General features: G+C 36.2%; 19 protein-coding genes. 6 read left to right on the forward strand and 13 right to left on the reverse strand.

The window, feature by feature from the left end:
• Positions 1-6 precede the first annotated feature (6 nt).
• The 7 genes from H5154_RS15185 to H5154_RS15215 form a co-directional block, all read right to left on the reverse strand.
• On the reverse strand, positions 7-1,233 hold the full coding sequence (locus tag H5154_RS15185; RefSeq protein ID WP_182718811.1) for an efflux RND transporter periplasmic adaptor subunit: 1,227 nt from the start codon (positions 1,231-1,233) through the stop codon (positions 7-9).
• A 36-nt stretch (positions 1,234-1,269) separates the two neighbouring features.
• Entirely contained in the window at positions 1,270-3,384 is a 2,115-nt protein-coding gene (locus tag H5154_RS15190; RefSeq protein ID WP_149982300.1) for a peptidase domain-containing ABC transporter, read from the reverse strand.
• Between the two features lie 10 nt (positions 3,385-3,394).
• Positions 3,395-4,090 (reverse strand): hypothetical protein, encoded by a 696-nt coding sequence (locus tag H5154_RS15195; protein WP_182718812.1) that lies wholly within the window; start codon positions 4,088-4,090, stop codon positions 3,395-3,397.
• A 4-nt stretch (positions 4,091-4,094) separates the two neighbouring features.
• On the reverse strand, positions 4,095-5,129 hold the full coding sequence (locus H5154_RS15200) for a radical SAM protein (RefSeq protein ID WP_182718813.1): 1,035 nt from the start codon (positions 5,127-5,129) through the stop codon (positions 4,095-4,097).
• 61 nt (positions 5,130-5,190) lie between these two features.
• Positions 5,191-5,379: a hypothetical protein gene (locus H5154_RS15205; protein ID WP_182718814.1), complete on the reverse strand. Its 189-nt coding sequence runs from the start codon at positions 5,377-5,379 to the stop codon at positions 5,191-5,193.
• 92 nt (positions 5,380-5,471) lie between these two features.
• Positions 5,472-6,584: a hypothetical protein gene (locus H5154_RS15210; protein ID WP_182718815.1), complete on the reverse strand. Its 1,113-nt coding sequence runs from the start codon at positions 6,582-6,584 to the stop codon at positions 5,472-5,474.
• Positions 6,584-6,778, reverse strand: coding sequence for a hypothetical protein (locus tag H5154_RS15215; protein WP_182718816.1), 195 nt, complete (start codon positions 6,776-6,778; stop codon positions 6,584-6,586). The genes H5154_RS15210 and H5154_RS15215 overlap by 1 nt, the downstream gene beginning before the upstream one ends.
• Positions 6,779-6,966: 188 nt before the next feature.
• Between H5154_RS15215 and H5154_RS15220 the strand changes: the two genes are divergently transcribed.
• The 4 genes from H5154_RS15220 (at position 6,967) to glmS (ending at position 12,793) form a co-directional block, all read left to right on the forward strand.
• Positions 6,967-9,036, forward strand: a complete 2,070-nt coding sequence (locus tag H5154_RS15220; protein ID WP_182718817.1) for a winged helix-turn-helix domain-containing protein — start codon at positions 6,967-6,969, stop codon at positions 9,034-9,036.
• A gap of 312 nt (positions 9,037-9,348) precedes the next feature.
• On the forward strand, positions 9,349-9,990 hold the full coding sequence (locus H5154_RS15225; RefSeq protein WP_259398520.1) for a helix-turn-helix transcriptional regulator: 642 nt from the start codon (positions 9,349-9,351) through the stop codon (positions 9,988-9,990).
• Between the two features lie 117 nt (positions 9,991-10,107).
• Positions 10,108-10,866 carry a DeoR/GlpR family DNA-binding transcription regulator gene (locus H5154_RS15230; RefSeq protein WP_145240141.1) on the forward strand — a complete coding sequence of 253 codons (759 nt, stop codon included), beginning with the start codon at positions 10,108-10,110 and terminating at the stop codon, positions 10,864-10,866.
• 106 nt (positions 10,867-10,972) lie between these two features.
• A complete protein-coding gene (gene glmS / locus H5154_RS15235; protein WP_182718819.1) occupies positions 10,973-12,793 on the forward strand; it encodes a glutamine--fructose-6-phosphate transaminase (isomerizing) in 1,821 nt (606 codons plus the stop codon).
• 496 nt (positions 12,794-13,289) lie between these two features.
• Here the strand turns inward: glmS and H5154_RS15240 are convergent, their stop codons facing one another.
• From H5154_RS15240 to H5154_RS24050, 5 genes are all read right to left on the reverse strand, one after another.
• Positions 13,290-14,297 (reverse strand): RES domain-containing protein, encoded by a 1,008-nt coding sequence (locus tag H5154_RS15240; RefSeq protein WP_182718820.1) that lies wholly within the window; start codon positions 14,295-14,297, stop codon positions 13,290-13,292.
• A gap of 13 nt (positions 14,298-14,310) precedes the next feature.
• Positions 14,311-15,240: a sce7725 family protein gene (locus tag H5154_RS15245; RefSeq protein WP_182718821.1), complete on the reverse strand. Its 930-nt coding sequence runs from the start codon at positions 15,238-15,240 to the stop codon at positions 14,311-14,313.
• Positions 15,241-15,267: 27 nt separating this feature from the next.
• Entirely contained in the window at positions 15,268-16,158 is an 891-nt protein-coding gene (locus H5154_RS15250; protein WP_220493410.1) for a sce7726 family protein, read from the reverse strand.
• 254 nt (positions 16,159-16,412) lie between these two features.
• Positions 16,413-16,895 carry a PIN domain-containing protein gene (locus H5154_RS15255; protein ID WP_182718823.1) on the reverse strand — a complete coding sequence of 161 codons (483 nt, stop codon included), beginning with the start codon at positions 16,893-16,895 and terminating at the stop codon, positions 16,413-16,415.
• Positions 16,895-17,548 (reverse strand): excisionase family DNA-binding protein, encoded by a 654-nt coding sequence (locus tag H5154_RS24050; RefSeq protein ID WP_310736620.1) that lies wholly within the window; start codon positions 17,546-17,548, stop codon positions 16,895-16,897. The genes H5154_RS15255 and H5154_RS24050 overlap by 1 nt, the downstream gene beginning before the upstream one ends.
• Between H5154_RS24050 and H5154_RS15265 the strand changes: the two genes are divergently transcribed.
• Complete coding sequence (locus H5154_RS15265) at positions 17,535-18,725, forward strand: alpha/beta hydrolase-fold protein (RefSeq protein WP_182718824.1); 1,191 nt, start codon at positions 17,535-17,537, stop codon at positions 18,723-18,725. The two genes, H5154_RS24050 and H5154_RS15265, sit on opposite strands and share 14 nt — an antisense overlap.
• A 77-nt stretch (positions 18,726-18,802) precedes the next feature.
• Here the strand turns inward: H5154_RS15265 and H5154_RS15270 are convergent, their stop codons facing one another.
• Positions 18,803-19,483, reverse strand: coding sequence for an AraC family transcriptional regulator (locus H5154_RS15270; protein WP_310736621.1), 681 nt, complete (start codon positions 19,481-19,483; stop codon positions 18,803-18,805).
• Between the two features lie 211 nt (positions 19,484-19,694).
• Here H5154_RS15270 and H5154_RS15275 point away from each other — a divergent pair, with 211 nt between their 5' ends.
• Complete coding sequence (locus H5154_RS15275) at positions 19,695-20,399, forward strand: type 1 glutamine amidotransferase (RefSeq protein WP_064435637.1); 705 nt, start codon at positions 19,695-19,697, stop codon at positions 20,397-20,399.
• Positions 20,400-20,528: the final 129 nt, after the last annotated feature.

Raw genomic sequence — 20,528 nt, forward strand, 5'->3', positions numbered from 1 at the left:
TCTTCCTTAACCAGCAATTTTTATTGTTGTTGTTTCAGCGGGGATATCTAATGTAGAAATAATGACTTGTTCACCAGGCTCAAGCCCTGACAACACTTGGATGAGTTGGCCAGATGCTTTGCCGTATTGCACTTCAACTTTAACGGCTTTGTTATCCATTGTGAGTTTAAATAATGAGCCATAACTGCCTTCGCTTGCACCTGTTGGTTGTTTTATATAATTCACCTCTTTTTGTACATCGGCAAAAATAGTCGCATCTACTTGTTGCATGGGTTTCATGGTGTCTGATTCAGAAACCTCGAGCTCAATATCAATTTGTACAGCACCTTCGCTGATCACAGGGTCTACACGCACTACTTGGCCGCGCACCTGGTCATTCAACGTGCTAATTTGGGCTGTCATACCTATTTGAATTAAATGAGCTTGAATTTGCGGTACTTTTATTTCACCAACTAGAGGGGAGAGGCTCCCTATTAGTGCCAGTTCAGAGCCTGCACTGACACTTTGCCCTAAACTTAAAGGCAAGCGTTGAATAACACCATTCATTCCCGCTTTAACTGAAAGTTGCTCTACCATTAATTTGGCGACATCAAACTCGTCTTGCGCTTGGGCTATTAAGTCATCTTGAATTGAAAGCGACTCTTTTTGCATCTGTGCTAATTTATCAAGCTTAGATTCTTCAAGGTTAATACGCTTTGATAGCTGTTTGGCTTCGAGCTCATTTTTCTTCGCGCTGATCCCCGATACAATACCTGATTTAGCCAGTGTACGTTCTGCTTCAACTTGCAGCATGGCTATTTCAGATTGTGCTTTTAGCTCTGACACGGTTGACTCGTTATTTAACAACTCACGCTGTTGCAGTAATACGGTTTGCCGTTTTTGGGTTTTGGCATTTTTAAGCTTTGCTAACGCCAAGCGGAGCTTACTTTCTAGCTCGGGGTTATTTAAAGTGAGGATCACAGTGTCATGGTTAACCACAGCACCCGCTTTTAGTTTTATTTCGTCAACCACCGCATTACTTGTAGCTGTGAGAAGCCGTTTATTGATTGATTGCAATGAGCCATAGCCATCAACCTTAATTGAAAAATCACCGCGCTCAACCTTCGCAATGGTGACAGAGTCTTTTGATATAACTTCGGCATTATCTGCAAAGCCTAATTGCCAGCCAGAGATAAGCATAACGACAGATAAACCTATCAACCCTTGATAGATTAGTTTGGATGTAAATTTCATAGTTATTCCTTTTGTTATTCTTACCATGGTATTTAATCACACAGCTTGGGCTAACGTTTGGTTCTTAATTAATTCTTCGAGATCAATTATTCTATCTGCTGCTTGTATTGTCTCTTGCCTATGAGCAACACTGACCCTAGTTATTTTTTTTGATTTTAAATATTTATTTACTTGCAATTCAGTAGCAGCATCAAGGTGGCTTGTTGCTTCGTCTAAAAATAAAATGATTGGTTGACTGTAAAGCGCTCTTGCCAAAAGCAATCTTTGTTTTTGACCACCTGACAATGAGCTACCTAAATCACCAACTTGAGTGTGTAAACCCATAGGCATGCTTTGAATCTCATGCCATATAGCAGCACCTTTAATGGCTTCTGTGATTTTATCTAGATCAGGTTTTGGCTCAAAGAAGCAGATATTTTCAATTAAGGAACCATTTAGTAATTGATCATTCTGCATTACCGTTGCACACATTGAGCGAAAGTTTCTCATGCCAAGCATTTTTATCGAGTGTCCATCTAACAAGTAATCACCTCGCTCTGCTTTGATTAATCCAGTCATTAATTTTAGGAGCGATGATTTACCCAACCCAGAGCGACCTATGATAGCCACCGATTCTCCGGCATCAATTTTAAAGTTTATTCCTTTAAATAACCAAGGAGAGGATGTTGAATATCGAAAATGCAGGTCGCGTACTTCAATGTGGCCTTTTGCTTGTTCTTTGGTTATTGTCAGTGAGGTATTTTCTTGCTCTTGGTTTTGCATCACTATATCAGACATTCTCCGTAAATAAGTTGAGGCTAACTTGAACTTAAATATATGATCTACCAGAGTTTGTGTGCTGCTCGAAAATTGTTGTCTATAAGCTAGGAAAGCAATAAACATCCCTATAGTAAATTCTTTATTGATTATTAATGTCGCGCCAATAAATATAACAATTAGATACTCTATTTTACTTACTAAATCTTGGCTAATTTCTGCAGTAATCGTGACCTTTTCACGTTTAATATTTTCATTTGTAGTATCTGCAAATAAATTGAGCCATGAAGAAAGTCGGGTACTTTCTTTTACATAGCATTTTATGGGCATAATTGCTCTGATAGTTTCTAAAAAATGACTGTTTTCTTTTGCTTGTTTAGATAAAACTTGCTCTAAATGCTTATTTTCTTTGTTGGTTAAATATAACCTAAGCAATAATGTGAATAAGAGGAATGATAAAGATACTAAAGCAAGAGCTGGTGAGTAAGTATACATAATGATTAAAGTTGTTATGCCTAGCAAGCCTTCGACAATGGCAGAAATAAAACCACGACTTATCATTCTTTGGACTTCATTAAATGCTTCAAACCTAGATTTAATATCGCCAACATGGCGAGATTCAAAAAACGAAAGGGGTAAATGTAATAGGTGTCGCTGGATGTTCGCTTTTACTTGAAAGCCCAAATTTTTGTCTAAGTATAAAATTGCAGCAGAGCGAATAATATTGCTAAAAGTTGTTAGTAAGGTGACGGCAATAAATGCGATTAGCAACCATATTAACATTCCACTATCGGAGAGTGGAATTCCATGATCTATCACAATTCTAATATAGTAGGGGGATATTAAGAGGAAGCATTGCAGAATCAAGGCGACAACGAATATCTTAAATAATGAGGATGCGAGTCCTTCAATATTGCCAATGAATGCTCTGAGCGGCATCTTCACTCGTTCATCGGCTACAGTAAATGCAGGTGTTGGAGTTAACTCGATTGCAATACCGGTAAATGCTTCAGAGACTTGTTGCCAATCTAGTTTAACTTTTCCTTTTGCGGGATCATGGATAACAATGCCAGTTCTATTTACTGAAGCAAGCGTAACAAAGTGATTAAAGTTCCAATGCAATATTGCAGGTCCCCTTAGCTTAGATAGCTGTCCAAGCTCTAATTTTAATACTCGCCCAGATAGGCCAATATCATCTGCAATTTTTAAAATGTGCTTAACTGTTATTCCTTGAGTACCAACGGGGTAACGTTGTCGCATAGCAAGCATGTTTACTTTATAACCATGATAAAAAGCAATCATAGCTATACATGTGATACCACATTCAGCTACTTCACTTTGTAAGAAAAGAGGTAGTTTTGATGGTTTAAAGTCAATGTAGTCTGTGAGACGCATTTAAATTTCACTATTTAATTAAGTTAAGGGCTTTTTCTGATTGCTGAGTGAGTAGTATTTTTATATCTGCGTTAGGTGACAGTTTTGAATAATTGTTAGTTTCTAATTTTAAATGTATTTTTTGTTCTTTATTATTTTTATTACTACCAATAACCATAGTGACTATACCTTTTAATTCATCATTATTGACGATTAAGGTAATTTTATCCTTTACATTAATACTCATATTTTTATTGCTAGAAATCCAAAAAGATAACTCATTTTCTGAAGTGGTACTTAAAACGTAACCAAGAGGTTCAAATGGTTGTATTATATTTTTTTCGATTAAAGAATGATAAAACAAACCATCGGAAGGAGAGCGAATAACCTCTTTTTCTAACTTACTATTACTATCAAACTTAGAGATAGTAAGTAGCTGTTGATTTTTTTTAACGCTCTCACCATCTATCGCAAAGTGCTTATTTATAACCACTACTTCATTATAAATAAGCGGGGTATAGTGTTCAGATGAGACCTTGGCGTCAAGACTTCTTTTTGTTGATAAAGTTAGAACATTAATAACTAAAAAGCTAAATACGAAAATTGCTATTAAAGCTGCAATAGAATTATTTATAATTTTAGGCTGCTTTATGAGTGATTTGCCAATATCACTCGATTTATATTGATTTCTAAGCGCTTCTTTGCGGAACATATTAACAATAGACATATTATTAACTTACTTTCTTGATGGGAATATCACCAACAACACTATTGTTATTCATATAGCTTAGCGGGCAACCCATTTGCCAGCTATCAAGAGTCGTAAAGCCTTTTATCCAGGTACTAAATTTTTCATTGTTCAATGTTAGTGTGCCATCAGGATTAATTTTACCAATATTGTTTCTGTCATCATCTAAAGCAACGGTACACTTATTGATATTACCATTGGCTCTAATTCCTAATGAATTAGGCTTTCCTGCGTAGCAGATGTAATGACCTAGTTCATTTATTTTTTTGCTATTACCTGAATAACGTTCTGTGAGCTCTTTTGCTAATACTTTTGCAGATTTTCTTGATATTAGGCCATTTATTTTTTCTTGATTGTCACCACCTAAGTTAGAAATTTCTTTAAAAAATAATCTGAATCGACTATCTTCCTTAAGTTCTTTATCATAACGCTCACAAAAGCTTAAAACACTTTCATGGTTTAAGTCGGTAATATGAATCCTTAGGGTTATATGAAAATCAAGATCTGTTGCAGATGCAGCTAATAAGCGTCCCCATATTTTGTCAAAGCTACCTTTCCCGTTACGAGTTAAGCGAGTTGTGTCGTGTGATTCCTTGTCACCGTCTATGGATATTTGAAAGCTATTTTGCTTTAGCTCAACAAGTCTTGTTAATGTTTTTATATCAAGGAGAAAGCCGTTAGTTGTTAAATCACCATAGACTTTACAGCCGTTTTCCTTAGCTAATGACTGACTATATTCAGCAATTTCAAAAAGTATCTCTTTTGCTAATAAAGGCTCACCGCCGAACCAACTTAAAGATAAAAACTCTAACTTAGGCATTTTGTTTTTGATTAAAACTTTAGTTGCATCAACTAACCAACGAGGCATTTTTCCTATTTTAAAATCCTCATAACAATATACACAGCGAAAGTTGCATTGCTCTGTTGGAAAAATAATGAGTTGAAACTTTTCATTACTGAGGCTGTTTACTAATTGTTGTTTAGAAAAACCTTTAATCTGATCTATTGAAGTTGTCATTTTTCCCCCTATTGTTTTGCTTGCGCAGACTACCTTTATGAAGAAGTAGTCTGCGTGATAGTTACAGCTCTTTTTGAGCAGCACAGCTGCCATTTATAGTGTTACCACAGCCTGTATCACCTTCTTCGTCTTCTTCTTCTGGAGAGAAACCGCCTGCAACAGCATCTGTAAGTTCTTCACTTAGCTCTACTTCACCTAACTCATTTAGCTTGATTTCTTCACTTTCTATATTTTCAAATTTATTGCTCATTTTATGCTCCTTTAAATTGTTGTTTCCCCTTAATGGGGTGAAGTTAGTATGAGCTTAAAAAAAGAAATAGATAACTGTAATAACTACGAGGTTTATACAATAATCTCATTTAAATGGTTTGATATTTTAGGTAGCCAAACGTTCGAAGTCGGTTTTTTTTTGTTTTTGATGTTAAATAAAATTTCAATTCTATTTTTTAATATTTTATAATCCGTTTTCTCATATAGTTTAAGTATTTTTTCTTTATTTTTATTAGTTGGGTGATTAGATTGCAAATTACAAAGAGTCATCCCGTAATTAAATTCATCTTTTATATTTTCATATTGATTCAGTGTTTTTTTTACTAATAGAGATTCAATAGATAGCTTTTTTTCCTCGATAATACATGAAGAGAAATTTAGTTTAGACAAAGAATCTAAGGGGGTCTTTTCCATATTTGAAATTAAGTGTTTCATTACTGTTTCAGCTTTAACTGCTAGCCCCATAGATTTGAAAGCTTCATATAAACGATAGCTATATACGCCACTTTTTATACACGTACTTTTATTTATTTGACGCCAGCAAAGTTGCATTGCGTTTTCAAATCTTTCTAAGCTGATTAGGGCTACAATTTCAGCTTCTATATATAAATTTTTTTCCCTGTAATATTGCGGTATCGTTTCTTTAAGTTTAAGAACTTCATTATATTTTGATTTTAAGAGGTAATGTTTTAAAGTTTCATCGAGTGTAGCTACATACAATGTATTCCATTGCTCACCTAGTATTTCTTTGTTTACACTTATAGGCCCTAGTTTTGCTTTGCCTGTATTATCTAGAATAGCGGCTTCACCCATCAGCTTTAGGAATGCTGAGTGTTTATTTGTCAGTTTATAAAGACGTAATAAGTTGATTGTGGGATCTATTAAGTTGATAAGATTTTGATTGTTTTTATCTTGTAAAAATTTATCTGACCAATAAGTTATTACTCTGTGTAAAAACAATTCACTTTCTTGTGTTTTTCCTTGGTAGGCTAAAATAAGAGGATAGGCATTAAACAACCAATGTAGGGTTTTGTTGGAGCTTGAGTTTTGATTAAGAACATCCCTATCAAACGCAAGGCACATTTCTTCACACCAGTCTTCGAGGTTCGATAAAGAGATTAGAGCTCTTTTTTCACCCAAACGCTTCAGTTTTGGTTTATACGGCTTGCAAGTTTCAGTATTCATTAACTGATGCCTTCTTGGCTTGTCGTGGTTGTAGATTTCTCATCATTATCACTCACGTGACAATAAACTTCTTCAGGGCTTATAAATCCTCCAACAAACGCATCAAGTAACTCAAGATTGGTGATTTCTATTAATCCATCATTTGTTCTGTGGGCTGCTATGGCATGTTCTTCATTTTTTATGCTGTTCTGCATTGCTTGTACCTTATAATGTTGGGGTTAAAATTGAGCGTATAAGGTCGTTTTTTTTTTGCAATAATTAAGCGATGATATCTACGTAACCAAAATGTAACTTTCATTTAAATCAATGCATTAAACTTTATGGTAATTACTATTGCAGTACGTTATTATAATGAACGTTAAGGGACTGTTAAGGTTTGTAAGTGGCAAATGCTATGTTGATTAAATTTGGTGAGTACTGTTTGGACACTGAAGAGATGTCTATTCAAATTAATGAGCAGTTAGTTGTACTTGAACCAAAAGTATTTGCCGTATTGATGTATTTTATTGAGCATCATGAGCGTTATATTTCAATGGATGAATTGCATGATAACTTATGGAAAGACCGCTGTGTTTCTGATGCCGCAGTAAGGCGAATTATAAGTAAACTTCGCATAATTTTGAATGATGATTATAAAGATCCTAAGTATCTTCAATCGCTCTCTAAACGTGGATATAAATTAATTTGTCCTGTATCAACAATTCCTTCCCCTATAGAAGAAAAACAAACAAGTATAGAAAAAACAGAGCACAAGAATGTTAAAAAAGCTAAGGTCTATTTTTACCTTATTGCAATAGCGATTCTTTTTCTTTCGTTAGCTTATCTTTTATTTAAATACAATGTCGATGAAGTTTCAGTTACTGCTAGGGTGGTAAATACTGTCGTCTCAGACAAAAAAGCCTTTGCAGCCTCCAGTGAAGGTCGATACATTGCATTCACTAGTAAATTAAGTCATGAAAAGAATTATCATATTTATTTAAAAGACCAGAAAACAGAGACTATAGAGGTGCTTGTAGATAATACAACCCTGCCTACAGGTTTGGTTTTCTCTAATGATGGGGAGCGCTTGTACTTTTCCGATAATTTAGGTGATATTGCTTTATTAAAGCAGATAGATCTAACAAATAAAGCGCATGGAGTAGGTACGTTAGTAGCTGATTTTTATTTCATCACAGATGTGTTTATCGACAAAAATGAAAATGACGTAATTTATTTTTCTGGGCAAAAAGATCAGCAAAGTGCATTACTTATCTATAAATTCAACTCTGAAAAAGGCTTGCTTGAAGAGATTACTTCTGTTCCTCAAAAAGGATTTCATGATAGTCGTGCGGATATTTCTCCAGACTCTGGTAAGTTGGTTGTACTGCGAATTTATTTGGGTAGTAAGCGTAATTCTATTCGAGTACACGATTTAAAGACTGGCAGAACTCTTTTTCACCATGATCAAAATACAACTATCTATGATGTTCATTGGCTTGATGATGAGCATATCATTTTATTAGATGATAAAAAGCTAGCTAAAATAAATGTTAAAACAGGTGATTCAAATATTATTATCGATAAAAACAAAGGCCTTATCGCATTAGAACGAGTAACCCCAAATACACTATTAGCTATCAGAGATAATGATATTATCAATACTCTGATAGAGAAAAAGCTGCCATTAAGTGATTTTAAAAATGTTGAAATGATTCAAAAAAAACAACCTGAGCAAGATAGTAGCATTATTGCGTATCAACCTTTAGGTAACAAAATCTGGACGGTAATAAATGAGGGAGGTGTTAGCTCCTTAATTTTTTATGAAAAAAGTAAGGTTACGAAAAAAGCAACACTAATGAGCACTGAAAACCCACTAGAGTTGCTCGGCGCCTCTCTGTCTGGACAATATGTATTATTAAAGCTTCAAGACCGCATAACAATTCTTAATACGTTTGATAATAGCCTGACATACCTCTCTAAGGCTGATGAGTTGATTGGCGATGTTACTCTTTCATTAAATGAAAAATCCATTCTATATACGCGAAAAAGTAATGGTGAATGGCAAGTATTTGAGTATGTTATTGAAGAAAAAACTAAAAACCTTATCTTTAAAGGTTACCGCTTTATTCGACAATTTGAAGGGGGATATGTATTAGGTGATAATACGGGGAGGTTATCACGGTTTGATGCGAATGAAGAAACGATGACTCCAATGCCGGTAAGCATGTCCACTGAGACAAACACGAATTGGGCTGTAATAAACGGTAAAGTATTATGGAGTAATCATAATTTGATAAATACAACCTTCTATGAAATAGACTTAAATGATGTGGATACTTCTAGCCTAAAGTCAAAAACGTTTGACTTTAGTGTGATTAGACCAAGGTTTTATGTGGACAAGGTGAATGGTTTAATTATCGTTGAAAGTTTAGGTGGTAGAACTAGTGAAATTATTTCCATTAACATTCAATAGGTTATATTTTGTTTTTGTAAAGTTATAGAAAAGTTATCTCATTATTATTGATAAAATCTATCGTGTAGCTCAAATTTAATGTGAACAATATAACTACAACATGAATTAGGGGCTACACCACGATGAATAATATATATAAGGCATCATTTATCTATACAGCTATTTTTACTTTCTTAACAGTAATATATTCCGCTGACTCGTACATAGGTATTAACACTCAAATTATTGGTAATGACTCGCCAAGTTCTTCTTGTGTCGTATTTCCTATACTCTGTAAAGATGAGTCTAAATCGAGTTTTGCATATGATAAATATGAATGAACTACATTCTAGAATTGAGCTTATAAACTCAATACATAGCTTTAATGGTTTTTTTGAAGATATAAAAAATTGTTATAGCTATGTTCAAGCAGGGTTTATTATTTTTGATTTCTCTGATTTATTTAAGTTTAATACTCATTATTTCGGTGAACTTGATGACTCTTTTTTGAATGATGTTCATTCCCGTAAGGGGTTGCTTCATTATTGCTTAAATGAAACAAGAGCAATTCAGCTTAGTGAGTTAATTGGCAGCTTTGAGTCGGTATTAATAATTCCTACGGGTTTACATAAAAATAAATTTGCTTGTCTAGTGTTGGAATTGTCAAATTTAGGCGCTGAACCTCGTAAAGTGAAAATGCTAGGGGATTATTGGCGAATTTTTTTAGTTGAAATATTTGAAGCTTATCGACGCTCAACAAATCTTGAGGCTGTAAAAATTACGCGACGTGAAAAAGAATGTATTCGTTGGGCTTCTATTGGAAAGACCTCTTGGGAGATCAGCCAAATACTCAGCATTAGCCAAAGAACCGTTGATTTCCATTTAACAAATTGTATTAGAAAGACAAACAGTACAAACCGACAGCATGCCATTGTTAAATGTATTTTGAGTGGAGAATTGCTAAATCCTCAATAAAATTTCCCTGACCAATTAAAAGCGCATATTGCGCTTTTTTTGATCTACACCTTGCCATTTTTATAGTTTCGTTTAAAATCCCATAAATTTCGAAACGAAACTTAAATGGTTTGCTTAATGACTAAACGAAACACCCAGCAACGTCGTCACCTTATTCTTACTCAAGTTAATGAGTTAGGTGAAGTAGCCGTAGATATTTTAGCTGAGCAGTTTCAAACCTCTGAAGTAACCATTCGTAAAGACTTAACAGCGCTTGAAAAAAGCGGACTATTACTGCGCCGCTATGGTGGCGCGATAGCATTGCCGCAAGAAATTGTAAGCGATGATATTGATTCAAAACGTAAAGTGGCGATTGCAAAAGCCGCAGCAGCACTAATCAAAGATCATAACCGCATTATTATCGACAGTGGTCGTACTACAGCAGCAATGATCCCTGAACTGGGTAATAAGCGCGGTTTAGTGGTGATGACTAATGCAATTAAAGTGGCTAATCGCTTATTGGCGCTGGAAAACGAGCCAACACTTTTGATGACCGGTGGTACGTGGGACCCGCATTCTGAGTCGTTTCAGGGGCAGGTTGCAGAGAGTGTTTTACGTTCTTATGATTTTGATCAGCTATTTATTGGTGCAGATGGCATTGATGTTGAGCGTGGTACTACTACCTTTAATGAACTAGTAGGCCTAAGTCAAGTTATGGCAGGCGCTGCTCGTGAAGTTATAGTGCTGGTGGAGTCAGAAAAAATCGGCCGAAAAATCCCTAATTTAGAATTACCTTGGCAGCAAGTGACTACGCTTATCACCGACAGCAACTTAGCACTCGATACTCGCCAAGCAATACAAGCGTGTGGTGTGCAGTTGATCTGCGCTGAGCTATAAAATTCGTGTTTATTACAGGCCGACAACACCTGTGATGTTCATTTAAATATTAAACAACACATACAAACCCAAAGTTGACGCTTTGGCATGTACAAAAGGAGAAATTATGTGTGGAATAGTTGGGGCAGTTGCAGAACGCCCAGTAAATAAAATTTTAGTTGAAGGCCTTAAGCGCCTTGAATACCGTGGTTACGACTCAGCTGGTGTAGCACTTTTAGATGGTAATACACTTAATACTGTAAAAGCAGTGGGTAAAGTAGTAAACCTTGAAAACGCGCTTGATGAAGCTGGCGTAAAAGGTACTACCGGTATTGCACACACTCGCTGGGCAACTCACGGCGGCGTGACGAAAGCAAACGCGCACCCGCATATTTCAAACAGCGAAATTGCCTTAGTGCACAATGGTATTATTGAAAACCACGCCAGCTTACGTGAAGCGCTGAAAGGCGATGGTTACGAGTTTTTATCAGATACCGACACCGAAGTAATGGTGCATTTAATTCATCAACTTCGCCAGCAGCACACCACTTTATTAGCCTCAGTTCAAGCAGCTGTTAAACAGTTTGAAGGTGCATTTGGTACAGTTGTATTTGATAAAGCGAATGATAACGAAATTATTGTAGCGCGCTCAGGCAGCCCGTTAGTTATTGGTTTAGGCCTTGGTGAAAACTTTATTGCTTCTGATCAACTTGCATTATTACCAGTAACTCGTACCTTTATCTACCTTGAAGAAGGTGATGTAGCGCGTATCACCCGTAACAGTGTGGAAATTTTTGATGTAGACGGCAATGCCGTTGAACGTGAAGTCATTGAATCAAACATCACACAAGATGCATCAGGTAAAGGTGAATACCGTCACTACATGCTTAAAGAGATTTACGAGCAGCCGCTTGCTGTACGTAACACCCTTGAAGGACGTTTAAACGACGACCGCGTAGCGATTGATGCCTTTGGTGAAAGCGCTCAGCAAATATTTAAAGACGTAAAACACGTACAAATTATTGCCTGTGGTACGTCTTACCACTCAGGTATGGTTGCCCGCTACTGGCTTGAGCAATTTGCAGGTGTTAGCTGTAACGTAGAAATTGCCTCTGAGTTCCGTTACCGCCAGTCGTTTGTACATGAAAACAGCTTACTGGTTACTATTTCTCAATCGGGTGAAACGGCTGATACTTTAGCTGCGCTTCGTTTAGCAAAACAGCAAGGTTACATGGCATCAATGACCATTTGTAACGTACCTGGCTCATCACTTGTGCGCGAATCAGATCTTGCGTTTATGACCAAAGCCGGTGCTGAAATTGGCGTAGCCTCGACTAAAGCATTTACCACGCAATTAGTTGGTTTGTTAATGCTTACTGCGTCTATCGCGCAAGAAAAAGGCCTAGATCAAGGCACTATTGTTAACGCTATAAAATTGCTTCCAGCTAAATTAGAAGAAACGCTACTATTGGCTGATGGCATTGCAGACCTTGCAGAAGAGTTTGCTGATAAACACCACTCACTGTTTTTAGGTCGCGGGTCGCAATACCCAATCGCAATGGAAGGCGCACTTAAGCTTAAAGAAATTTCATACATTCACGCAGAAGCCTACGCAGCCGGTGAGCTTAAACATGGCCCATTAGCATTGATCGATGCAGACATGCCAATTATTGTTGTAGCACCAAACAACGAATTGCTTGAAAAGCTTAAATCAAACGTAGAAGAAGTCCGTGCTCGCGGCGGCATTATCTATGTGTTCGCAGATAAAGACTCACACTTTGAGTCAGACGAAACCATGCGTGTGATCAACGTAAATCATGTTGATGACATCATTGCTCCAGTTGTATATACAATCCCACTACAGTTACTTTCGTACTACGTAGCAGTAATTAAAGGCACTGACGTTGACCAACCACGTAACCTAGCGAAATCGGTTACTGTTGAATAAAATCAAAAGGTTATAATGTTTTTTCATATCAAAAAAGCGCTTAATGCGCTTTTTTATTGAGCTCAATTTATGGTTTTGTCGCATTGATTTTAGTGATCACTCCCTGGTATGCGTAGGATCGAGCTTTAGCCGCGAACGTTTATCTCCCATACTTCACATTATACGCTTTATGATTATATTGCTTACGCGTATTCATTAATTTAAGATTGTTTATTTTCAGTAAGTAATAAAAAATAAGTAAAAGGAAATGTATAAATAAACAGAAAAACTATGTACCTAATCTAGCTTATGTATAATTTTTTATAAAATGTAAACACCTCGCCATTGGCGTTGTACTACATTGCGTTTATTAAAGGCACTGACGTTGAGCAACCTTGTTCCTGGTCTAAATTAATTACTGTTGAGTAAAATCAAAAGGTTATAATTTTGTTGATCTTTTCTAAGGCTTTTTGTGCTTAAAATGGCGATCTAGCTAATGTCTTTTTATAGAAAAATATTAGCAAGCTACATGCGTAATTTTTGTTTCACTTACTTTAACTTTTATTACTTCATGACACTCAAGATGTGACTCGTTAAATATGGCATAATTATCGCTGTCCCCCAACGAGCTTTTATAAATCACACCGTCATATTGTTGAGATTTTATAAATTCACAGAGATATTGGCTAGATAAATACTCAAGAGGAGCCTTGTCTTGTGAGACAGGTTTAGTTAACTCAACTCCTAGAGTTTCAAGTAAAGCTAATCCTTTATAGATATTCTTGAGGCTATCTTCAGAATACCTAAACGGTACAAGGGTTTGACGTGGGTTTCGCAAATCAACCAGTTTTAAACTGTTTAAGTTATTAAACCTGGCTATAGCTAATCTTTCACCATTATGAGGCCTTACTTCTGATACCGCAGTGTTTTCTGTAGATGCTACATATAGGTAGGATATACCAAATGGGTTAGCCCTACCATGACTAGCAAGTTCAGGTGGTGGAGCCCCCATATTTTCCGGGGCATAAATTTCATCGCCACTTTTTATTATTCTAGCTCTATAAAAGGTTTGATTTCTTGCCTCTATCACAAAAGATAGGTAGCTCATTAAAGATGCAAGTTCATCATGGTTAGGGAAAGATTTTGGAAAAAAACGATTATTATGCTTTAACTCTTTTTTAAATGAACTCCAATCTAATACATCCTGTTGTTCAACCAAAGGTACATAATTCCATTCAAGATTATTATCACCATACTTTGCATTTCGAAGAAGTTCTAATAATCTATCATTATCTATATTTTTAAAGAGGAGCCAATCATCTCTTAATAGTTCGATGATCTTTTTACCATCAGGGTTAACTATATAAAGGTCAAGAATCGGTGTAAGTAATTCATGTAAATGGCCTATATCTATAATTCTGACATTATCAGACCCACAAATATTGCAGTCACCAATTTTTTCTGACTGTACAGCAATACTTTCTTTAATAAATTCGTTCTTCAAGCACTCTTCACAAAATTCCATTTTAAAGCACCCTTTAACTAAAGAAGTCAGCGATTAGCTCAATATGATGCTGCATCGATAGTTTTTTTACATAACCTAAACCAGGGAAATGCTGCCTCTCAGCCAGCTTCTGAAACTCTTTATGGGCATTAGATTGAAAAATATTAGGATCATTATCTTTAACTAACTTATCCAAAGCTTCTAAAAATTTACCACCAGGATCTGCAGGAGAGTCTTTTCTATCTGATACATAATGTTTTATAAACATATCACTATCATCATCTTTATCAAGATAGGTTAGGTGTATTGCAACAGCATATGCTGGCCCACCAGATTCTGAGTACTCGTCACCGTTAATTAAGAAGTCACCGAAACCATTCATTCCTTCATCTTCATACATAATATGAAGATCTGAAAAATGTTCTTTCTCTGGATGTTCTCTATTTGCTCTTTTTTTGAAACCGTCCCGAACCAAAATCCTTATATCATCTTGAAAAATCTTTCTGTATCTTTTCTGGGGAGCATCTTCAATGAATACATGAGCTATATTATAAACTTTCTGACTGAGTAAGCTTTTTAATGGTTTGCTTTGAGTAAAACCATAATGGATAAGAGTTATATTTTTATCAGCGTAGGTTTCCAAATACGTTGAAACTTCTTCTAATGTTAAATATTCATCAAGTATGATTGCTATTCTTACTTTAGGGTGAGATAAGATTTCTTCTGAACTTAACCTTTCAATTAATTCAGTGGTATCATTTTCAAGATCACCGCATGATGGATTAATAATAATAGAAAACTCACAACTCTCATCAAGTAATATGCGTAATGACTTTACTAATGGGTTAAGATTGCTTTTAACTGGTTCGATAATTGGATAAACATCTGAAGCTGCAATTAATTTAGCATTTTCCCTTAGCATAATTAATTCATTTTGCTTGCCTCGGAGGTAGGGGTAATACATTGACTTTCCTTGATTTATCCTAATTGCTTAAATTATGCACTCTCCTAAAGCAGATGACAAATTATTTATTTGCTTTTTCGTAAAGTCATTACAAATCATAGTTGCTTTTAAAGACTTAGGTGCTTTGAGCACGAGCTTTTTATCTAATTTACTTTTTGCTCTTAATTTTAGTGCTTTCAGTACAAGCTTATGGACGATAACTATTGGTATTTTTATAAACAGTTTCTTACACTCTCTATAAAGCAATGTATTAGGGGCTTCAGGTATATACCCATAGTATGTTTTTATGATAGAGGAATATTCATTTTTCCTTAACGAGTCGAATATGACATCCAGGTTTAGATTGTTTATGTTGGATTCAGCCTTTCTCAATACCTTTAAAGTATCTTTACTTGTAAACTCAATTAAACCTACGCTTTTTGGAATATAGGTTTCGAGCTTAGATATATGCTTTCCATCAGCAATCACACTTACGAATTCTGCAAATTTTAAATAGTCGCAAAGTTGCTGTTCTAAACGCTCTAGCGAATCAAGTTCGGTTTTTATTTCATAGATATGACTTGTTCCATTTAGTATCATTGCATCAGCTTTACTATTGGCAATTCTGAATTCGGAAAGCATCGAGGCTGTATTTATAGAATGCTTTCCTAATAAAATTTTATTTGCGATAGAGTTCTTGTAAAGATATTCATTACGATAAAATTTCGAAAGTTGTTTATAAGCATAATCAAATAGTTCACTTAGAGATTCGAATTCATTGACAGCAATATCTAGTTCTGAAGTAAGAGACTTTAGTGTTGGGGAGTGACCTTTATTTGCCAATTCATTAAAAATTGATGCAGAAAAAATACGAGCAAGGCTACTACTTGTAACATTTCTTGAATCTAAAATTTTAATTGGTCTTATGGAATTCTTCATTTCTGTCACTTTTTTAGTTTTCTATTAATTACTATACTATATAATTAAGTGATTTGGGAGTGGAAGGACTTTAAAATAAAATCAACCTTATGATATTAAAGGTTTAAATTGAATAAAATTAATAGATCGTGCCTTTCTTTCTTCTTTAATCTAGGCTTCCTCAAGCGAAGTGCTTTTTAATTCTCTTTGAGCAAAATTACTCAGCCACTACAAAGTGATGCCAAAACTACTTGCAGCTCGAAATTCTTCTTTTGTCATGGGGTTTTTTTCAATGAATTGCGTTGTTGCTGCGCGGCTTTTACGCAAGCGCTACTGTCTAATTCGAACATATCACATAAGAATTCATCAGGGTGGATCGCCGTTAAACCAAGCGGCTCAAGCTCTTTTGCTGGAAAGTCTTTTAAATTAAAAGTAATGATAGATTCTGCTTGGCCTTTAATTGCAGCTGCAACTACATGCCTATTATCTTGATCGGGCAAGCTTAGTCCGTTAATTAAAGGCTTATAGCCTTCAACTAAACAATCAGGAACGTTAGTATTCATGAGCGTTTTGATTCTTTCAAGTGCTTTATGCTCAATACTTGGGTTGTTCTTAAGGAGGTTACGAGTCCATTCATCATGTAACTGCTCTGTCCATCGAGCTCGGAATAAACCTGTATTGGCTAAATACATCAAATAGCTACGAAGTGGTGCGGGGTACATAACACATGCATCTAAGATTACCGTATATGATGACATTAGTAGCCCATATCCATTTCTTGATCTAAAGCTGATAATTCAGCAAGTGACGCTAAACGCTGTTCTTCTAAGCGTTGTTTATATTGCATAAGATCGGCAAAAGCGACTTTCCTACGATTCCCCGTGCGAGTAAATGGAATTTCTTGTGAGTCTAAGAGTTTTATAAATGTTGGGCGTGACATGTTTAGCATATCGGCACCTTCTTGCGTTGTTAGCTCTGCATGAATGGGGGTGATGCTAACGGAGTTGCCTTGCCCGAGCTGAGTAAGTACTTCGATCATCATATTTAATGCGCTTGCAGGGATCGTTACTTCATGAGATTTACCTAGTTGATCAACCACATTAATTCTTTGCGCCTCACCATTGGCTTGTATAACAGCTGATAGCTCTTGGCTACCAAGCTTAGCGAGTGCTATTTCTTCAGCACTGGGTAATTTTGTAGCTGTATTCATTTTTTCTCTCTTACTATTGACGAGTACAAATTGTGCAATGACGTAAGTATCCGAAATATTCGCAACAATGTCAACATTCGAAATATTCGAAAATAAAACTAAAGACGATAAATAGCGCTTTATGCGCTTTTTTTGTGCCTGAAACTCTGTTAGCTTAAGTAACTCATTATTCTCTAAGGGATTAGTTATGCGTTTACTCACCACTCTGTGTTTTGTTAGCTTTTTTGTTTTTAGTTCACAAAATACCTTTGCACAATCTAACACTAAACAACAAAGTACAGATTACTCTGTGCACACGCATACATTTAAATCGGCTGTTTTAAATGAAGAGCGCACAGTTACAGTGCAATTACCAAAGAGCTATCAAGCTGAGCCAAATAAGGTATACCCTGTTATATATCGCCTAGATGGAGCGGGTAATATACCGCTTGCCAGTGCTGTTATTGAGCGTTTACAAAATGATAATCGTGCGCCTGAGGTTATTATTGTCGCTATTGAAAACACTAATCGACTTAGAGATATGTATCCTACCGTGAACAAGGAGCCACAGGGCCCAGTTGGTGAAGGGGGCGGTGCTGATAAGTTTTTAGCGTTCTTTGAACAAGAGCTCATTCCTTTAGTTAATAAGAATTATCGTACGCATAATTATAAAGTGATTTCTGGCGCATCTGCGGGTGGTGTATTTGCGTTATATGCGTTGCAGGCCAAATCTGAGTTATTCCAAGCGCATATTGCTTATAGCCCTGCAGTTTGGTGGAACTATGGCGCATCGGTAAAAAGCACAAAGTCGTTTATAGCTAAAACGAAAGAGCTTAACAGTTACGTTTACATCAATATTGGCGAAGAAGCCGGCATCATGCGCGAAAGGTACGATGAATTGCAGCAAGCTATACAATCGCATAAAGTGCAGGGGCTACGCTTCTTTAGTGATGCGTTTGATGGTGTGTCGCATAACCTGACTTCCGTTGCTGGGGCATTTAATGCCTATCACAACTTATTTTTACCTAAACAAATGCCAATCAGTGCTTTAACTGACGATGTAGCGTCTATTGATGCTTATTATCAAAACTTATCTCAACAATGGGGTGAGCAGATATCGCCCCCAGATCGCGCTGTTAGATCACTCGGTTATAACTTAACGGGCAGCAAGCAGTTTACCCGTGCTATTGAGGTGTTTAAGTACAATATAAAAAACCACCCCAAATCAGTCGATGCGCTTTCAGCTTTATCTTATGGCTATGAAATACAAGGTGATACTCGCCAAGCTCTTGAAAAGGTGGAATCTGCTTTAGCGATTGCAGACGGCTCATACCCTTATGTAGATTACTTACAAGATACACGCATTCGGCTAGAAGCTCAGCTTAATAAAAACCTGTAATACAAGCAGGTACTTAATTTTTCGATATTTTATCGATAAAAAGTCCTATTATGCATCCAGTAGTTCTAAATGATTTTTTAAATTTTCAACGTTAAGTTATGAGCTAAGCTATCGCGACGATATTTACTCGGGGTCTGATTAAATAATTTCTTAAATGCGTAAATGTAAGCTGAATCAGAGGTATAGCCTAACTCTAATGCAATATCTTGAATCGACCTCTTTGAATCCAAAAGTTGTAAAGATAAAACGAGTCTTATATTTTGCCGCCACAATGAGAAAGATTGATTAAATTCTTTTGCGCAAACTCTCGATAAAGTGCGTTCTGATGCCCCTACTTTTTTAGCCCATTCTTTTAGCGTGAATGACAAATCAGGTTGTTGCTTGAGTTGTTTGAAAATTGCTAGCAGGCGTTTATCGGTTGGCAGTAATAATGGGATGTCATAACTATTAGCCATGACAGTTTGATCTCTGAGCACGAGTAATAAATGAGTAGTATTGGATTCTGATTGTTGGCTCATATCATTTTCAAACAAGAGCAATATGAGCTGTTTAATGAATGGAGTTACAAGGCAGGATTTAGCTTCACTTGCATACTCTACCCATACATCAGGATTAAGATAAACGGCTAAAAACTCAGTATTCGTGACTGCTACAGATTTATGAGACGTGTTTGCGGGTATGTATAGCATTGCATTGTGAGGCACGATTATGCTTTTACCACCAATGCTTGATTGTAGTAAACCTTTAAATGGGAACACTATTTGATGCCATGGGTGTGAGTGAAAATCATCAACGTAACCAGCAGGCATATGAATTGTTTTTGTTATTAGCTGTTTATGAGTATAACTTTGGATTAGCTCGTTAGCTTGCATGGTGGCGGTTTATCGATGTTTTGTGTCTGTTAGTATAAAACGCATAGCTCTGATTTGGTATATCATCGTGAGCCTCTGTTATTTAAAAGGCAAAAAAATGCATATTCACTTTATTATCCATGAGTATTTTGAAGCGCCAGGTGCATACGAAACTTGGGCTAGAATGCAGGGTTATACTATTAGTTATTCTAAGGTGTATGAAGGTAGCCCTCTGTTAGATGCGATTAAAGATATTGATATTTTAATTGTAATGGGTGGCCCTCAAAGTCCTAATACAACAATTGAACAATGCCCTTATTTTGATGCAAAAGGTGAGCAAGCCCTAATCTTAAAAGCGATTGCTGCTGGGAAAATTGTACTTGGCGTTTGTTTAGGGGCTCAGTTGATTGGTGAAGCATTAGGTGCTCATTATGAACATAGTCCTGAGCGTGAGATTGGTAAATTTCCAATTACTTTAACACCAGCAGGTTTAGTGCACCCCTTGTTTGAGCACTTCGATAAAGTGTTAGAAGTCGGTCATTGGCACAATGATATGCCGGGGCTGACACCTGATGCAAAGATCATCGCATATAGCGAGGGCTGCCCAAGGCAAATCGTTGCTTATAATGAGCGAGTATTTGGTTTTCAATGTCATATGGAGCTAACTAAAGAGGTTGTAGCCTTGCTAATTGAGCATGATGATCTTAGTGAAACTGCAAAATACCGCTTTGTTGAGGAGCCAGAAGTATTACTTGCTCATGACTATGATGCTATGAACCAAAAGATCTATTTATTTTTAGATAAATTAGTAAATACCTATTAGCTCAAAAGTATGTGCTGCGCTGCCTGTTTCTATCGTTTTTCTCTAACCTGAAGTCAGATAGAGTTACTTTAGCCGTCGTGCTATGGTTTTTATCTAGCTAAATCAATGAACAACGTCGCTTCGTTCTAA

Source organism: Pseudoalteromonas sp. SR44-5, from assembly GCF_014163675.1.
Lineage (GTDB): Bacteria > Pseudomonadota > Gammaproteobacteria > Enterobacterales > Alteromonadaceae > Pseudoalteromonas > Pseudoalteromonas rhizosphaerae.

Coding starts and splice junctions, on each gene's coding strand:
- H5154_RS15185 (WP_182718811.1), bottom strand. CDS start 1,233: ATGAAATTTACATCCAAACTAATCTATCAAGGGTTGATAGGTTTATCT.
- H5154_RS15190 (WP_149982300.1), bottom strand. CDS start 3,384: ATGCGTCTCACAGACTACATTGACTTTAAACCATCAAAACTACCTCTT.
- H5154_RS15195 (WP_182718812.1), bottom strand. CDS start 4,090: ATGTCTATTGTTAATATGTTCCGCAAAGAAGCGCTTAGAAATCAATAT.
- H5154_RS15200 (WP_182718813.1), bottom strand. CDS start 5,129: ATGACAACTTCAATAGATCAGATTAAAGGTTTTTCTAAACAACAATTA.
- H5154_RS15205 (WP_182718814.1), bottom strand. CDS start 5,379: ATGAGCAATAAATTTGAAAATATAGAAAGTGAAGAAATCAAGCTAAAT.
- H5154_RS15210 (WP_182718815.1), bottom strand. CDS start 6,584: ATGAATACTGAAACTTGCAAGCCGTATAAACCAAAACTGAAGCGTTTG.
- H5154_RS15215 (WP_182718816.1), bottom strand. CDS start 6,778: ATGCAGAACAGCATAAAAAATGAAGAACATGCCATAGCAGCCCACAGA.
- H5154_RS15225 (WP_259398520.1), top strand. CDS start 9,349: ATGAATGAACTACATTCTAGAATTGAGCTTATAAACTCAATACATAGC.
- H5154_RS15230 (WP_145240141.1), top strand. CDS start 10,108: ATGACTAAACGAAACACCCAGCAACGTCGTCACCTTATTCTTACTCAA.
- glmS (WP_182718819.1), top strand. CDS start 10,973: ATGTGTGGAATAGTTGGGGCAGTTGCAGAACGCCCAGTAAATAAAATT.
- H5154_RS15240 (WP_182718820.1), bottom strand. CDS start 14,297: ATGGAATTTTGTGAAGAGTGCTTGAAGAACGAATTTATTAAAGAAAGT.
- H5154_RS15245 (WP_182718821.1), bottom strand. CDS start 15,240: ATGTATTACCCCTACCTCCGAGGCAAGCAAAATGAATTAATTATGCTA.
- H5154_RS15250 (WP_220493410.1), bottom strand. CDS start 16,158: ATGAAGAATTCCATAAGACCAATTAAAATTTTAGATTCAAGAAATGTT.
- H5154_RS15255 (WP_182718823.1), bottom strand. CDS start 16,895: ATGTCATCATATACGGTAATCTTAGATGCATGTGTTATGTACCCCGCA.
- H5154_RS15265 (WP_182718824.1), top strand. CDS start 17,535: ATGCGTTTACTCACCACTCTGTGTTTTGTTAGCTTTTTTGTTTTTAGT.
- H5154_RS15275 (WP_064435637.1), top strand. CDS start 19,695: ATGCATATTCACTTTATTATCCATGAGTATTTTGAAGCGCCAGGTGCA.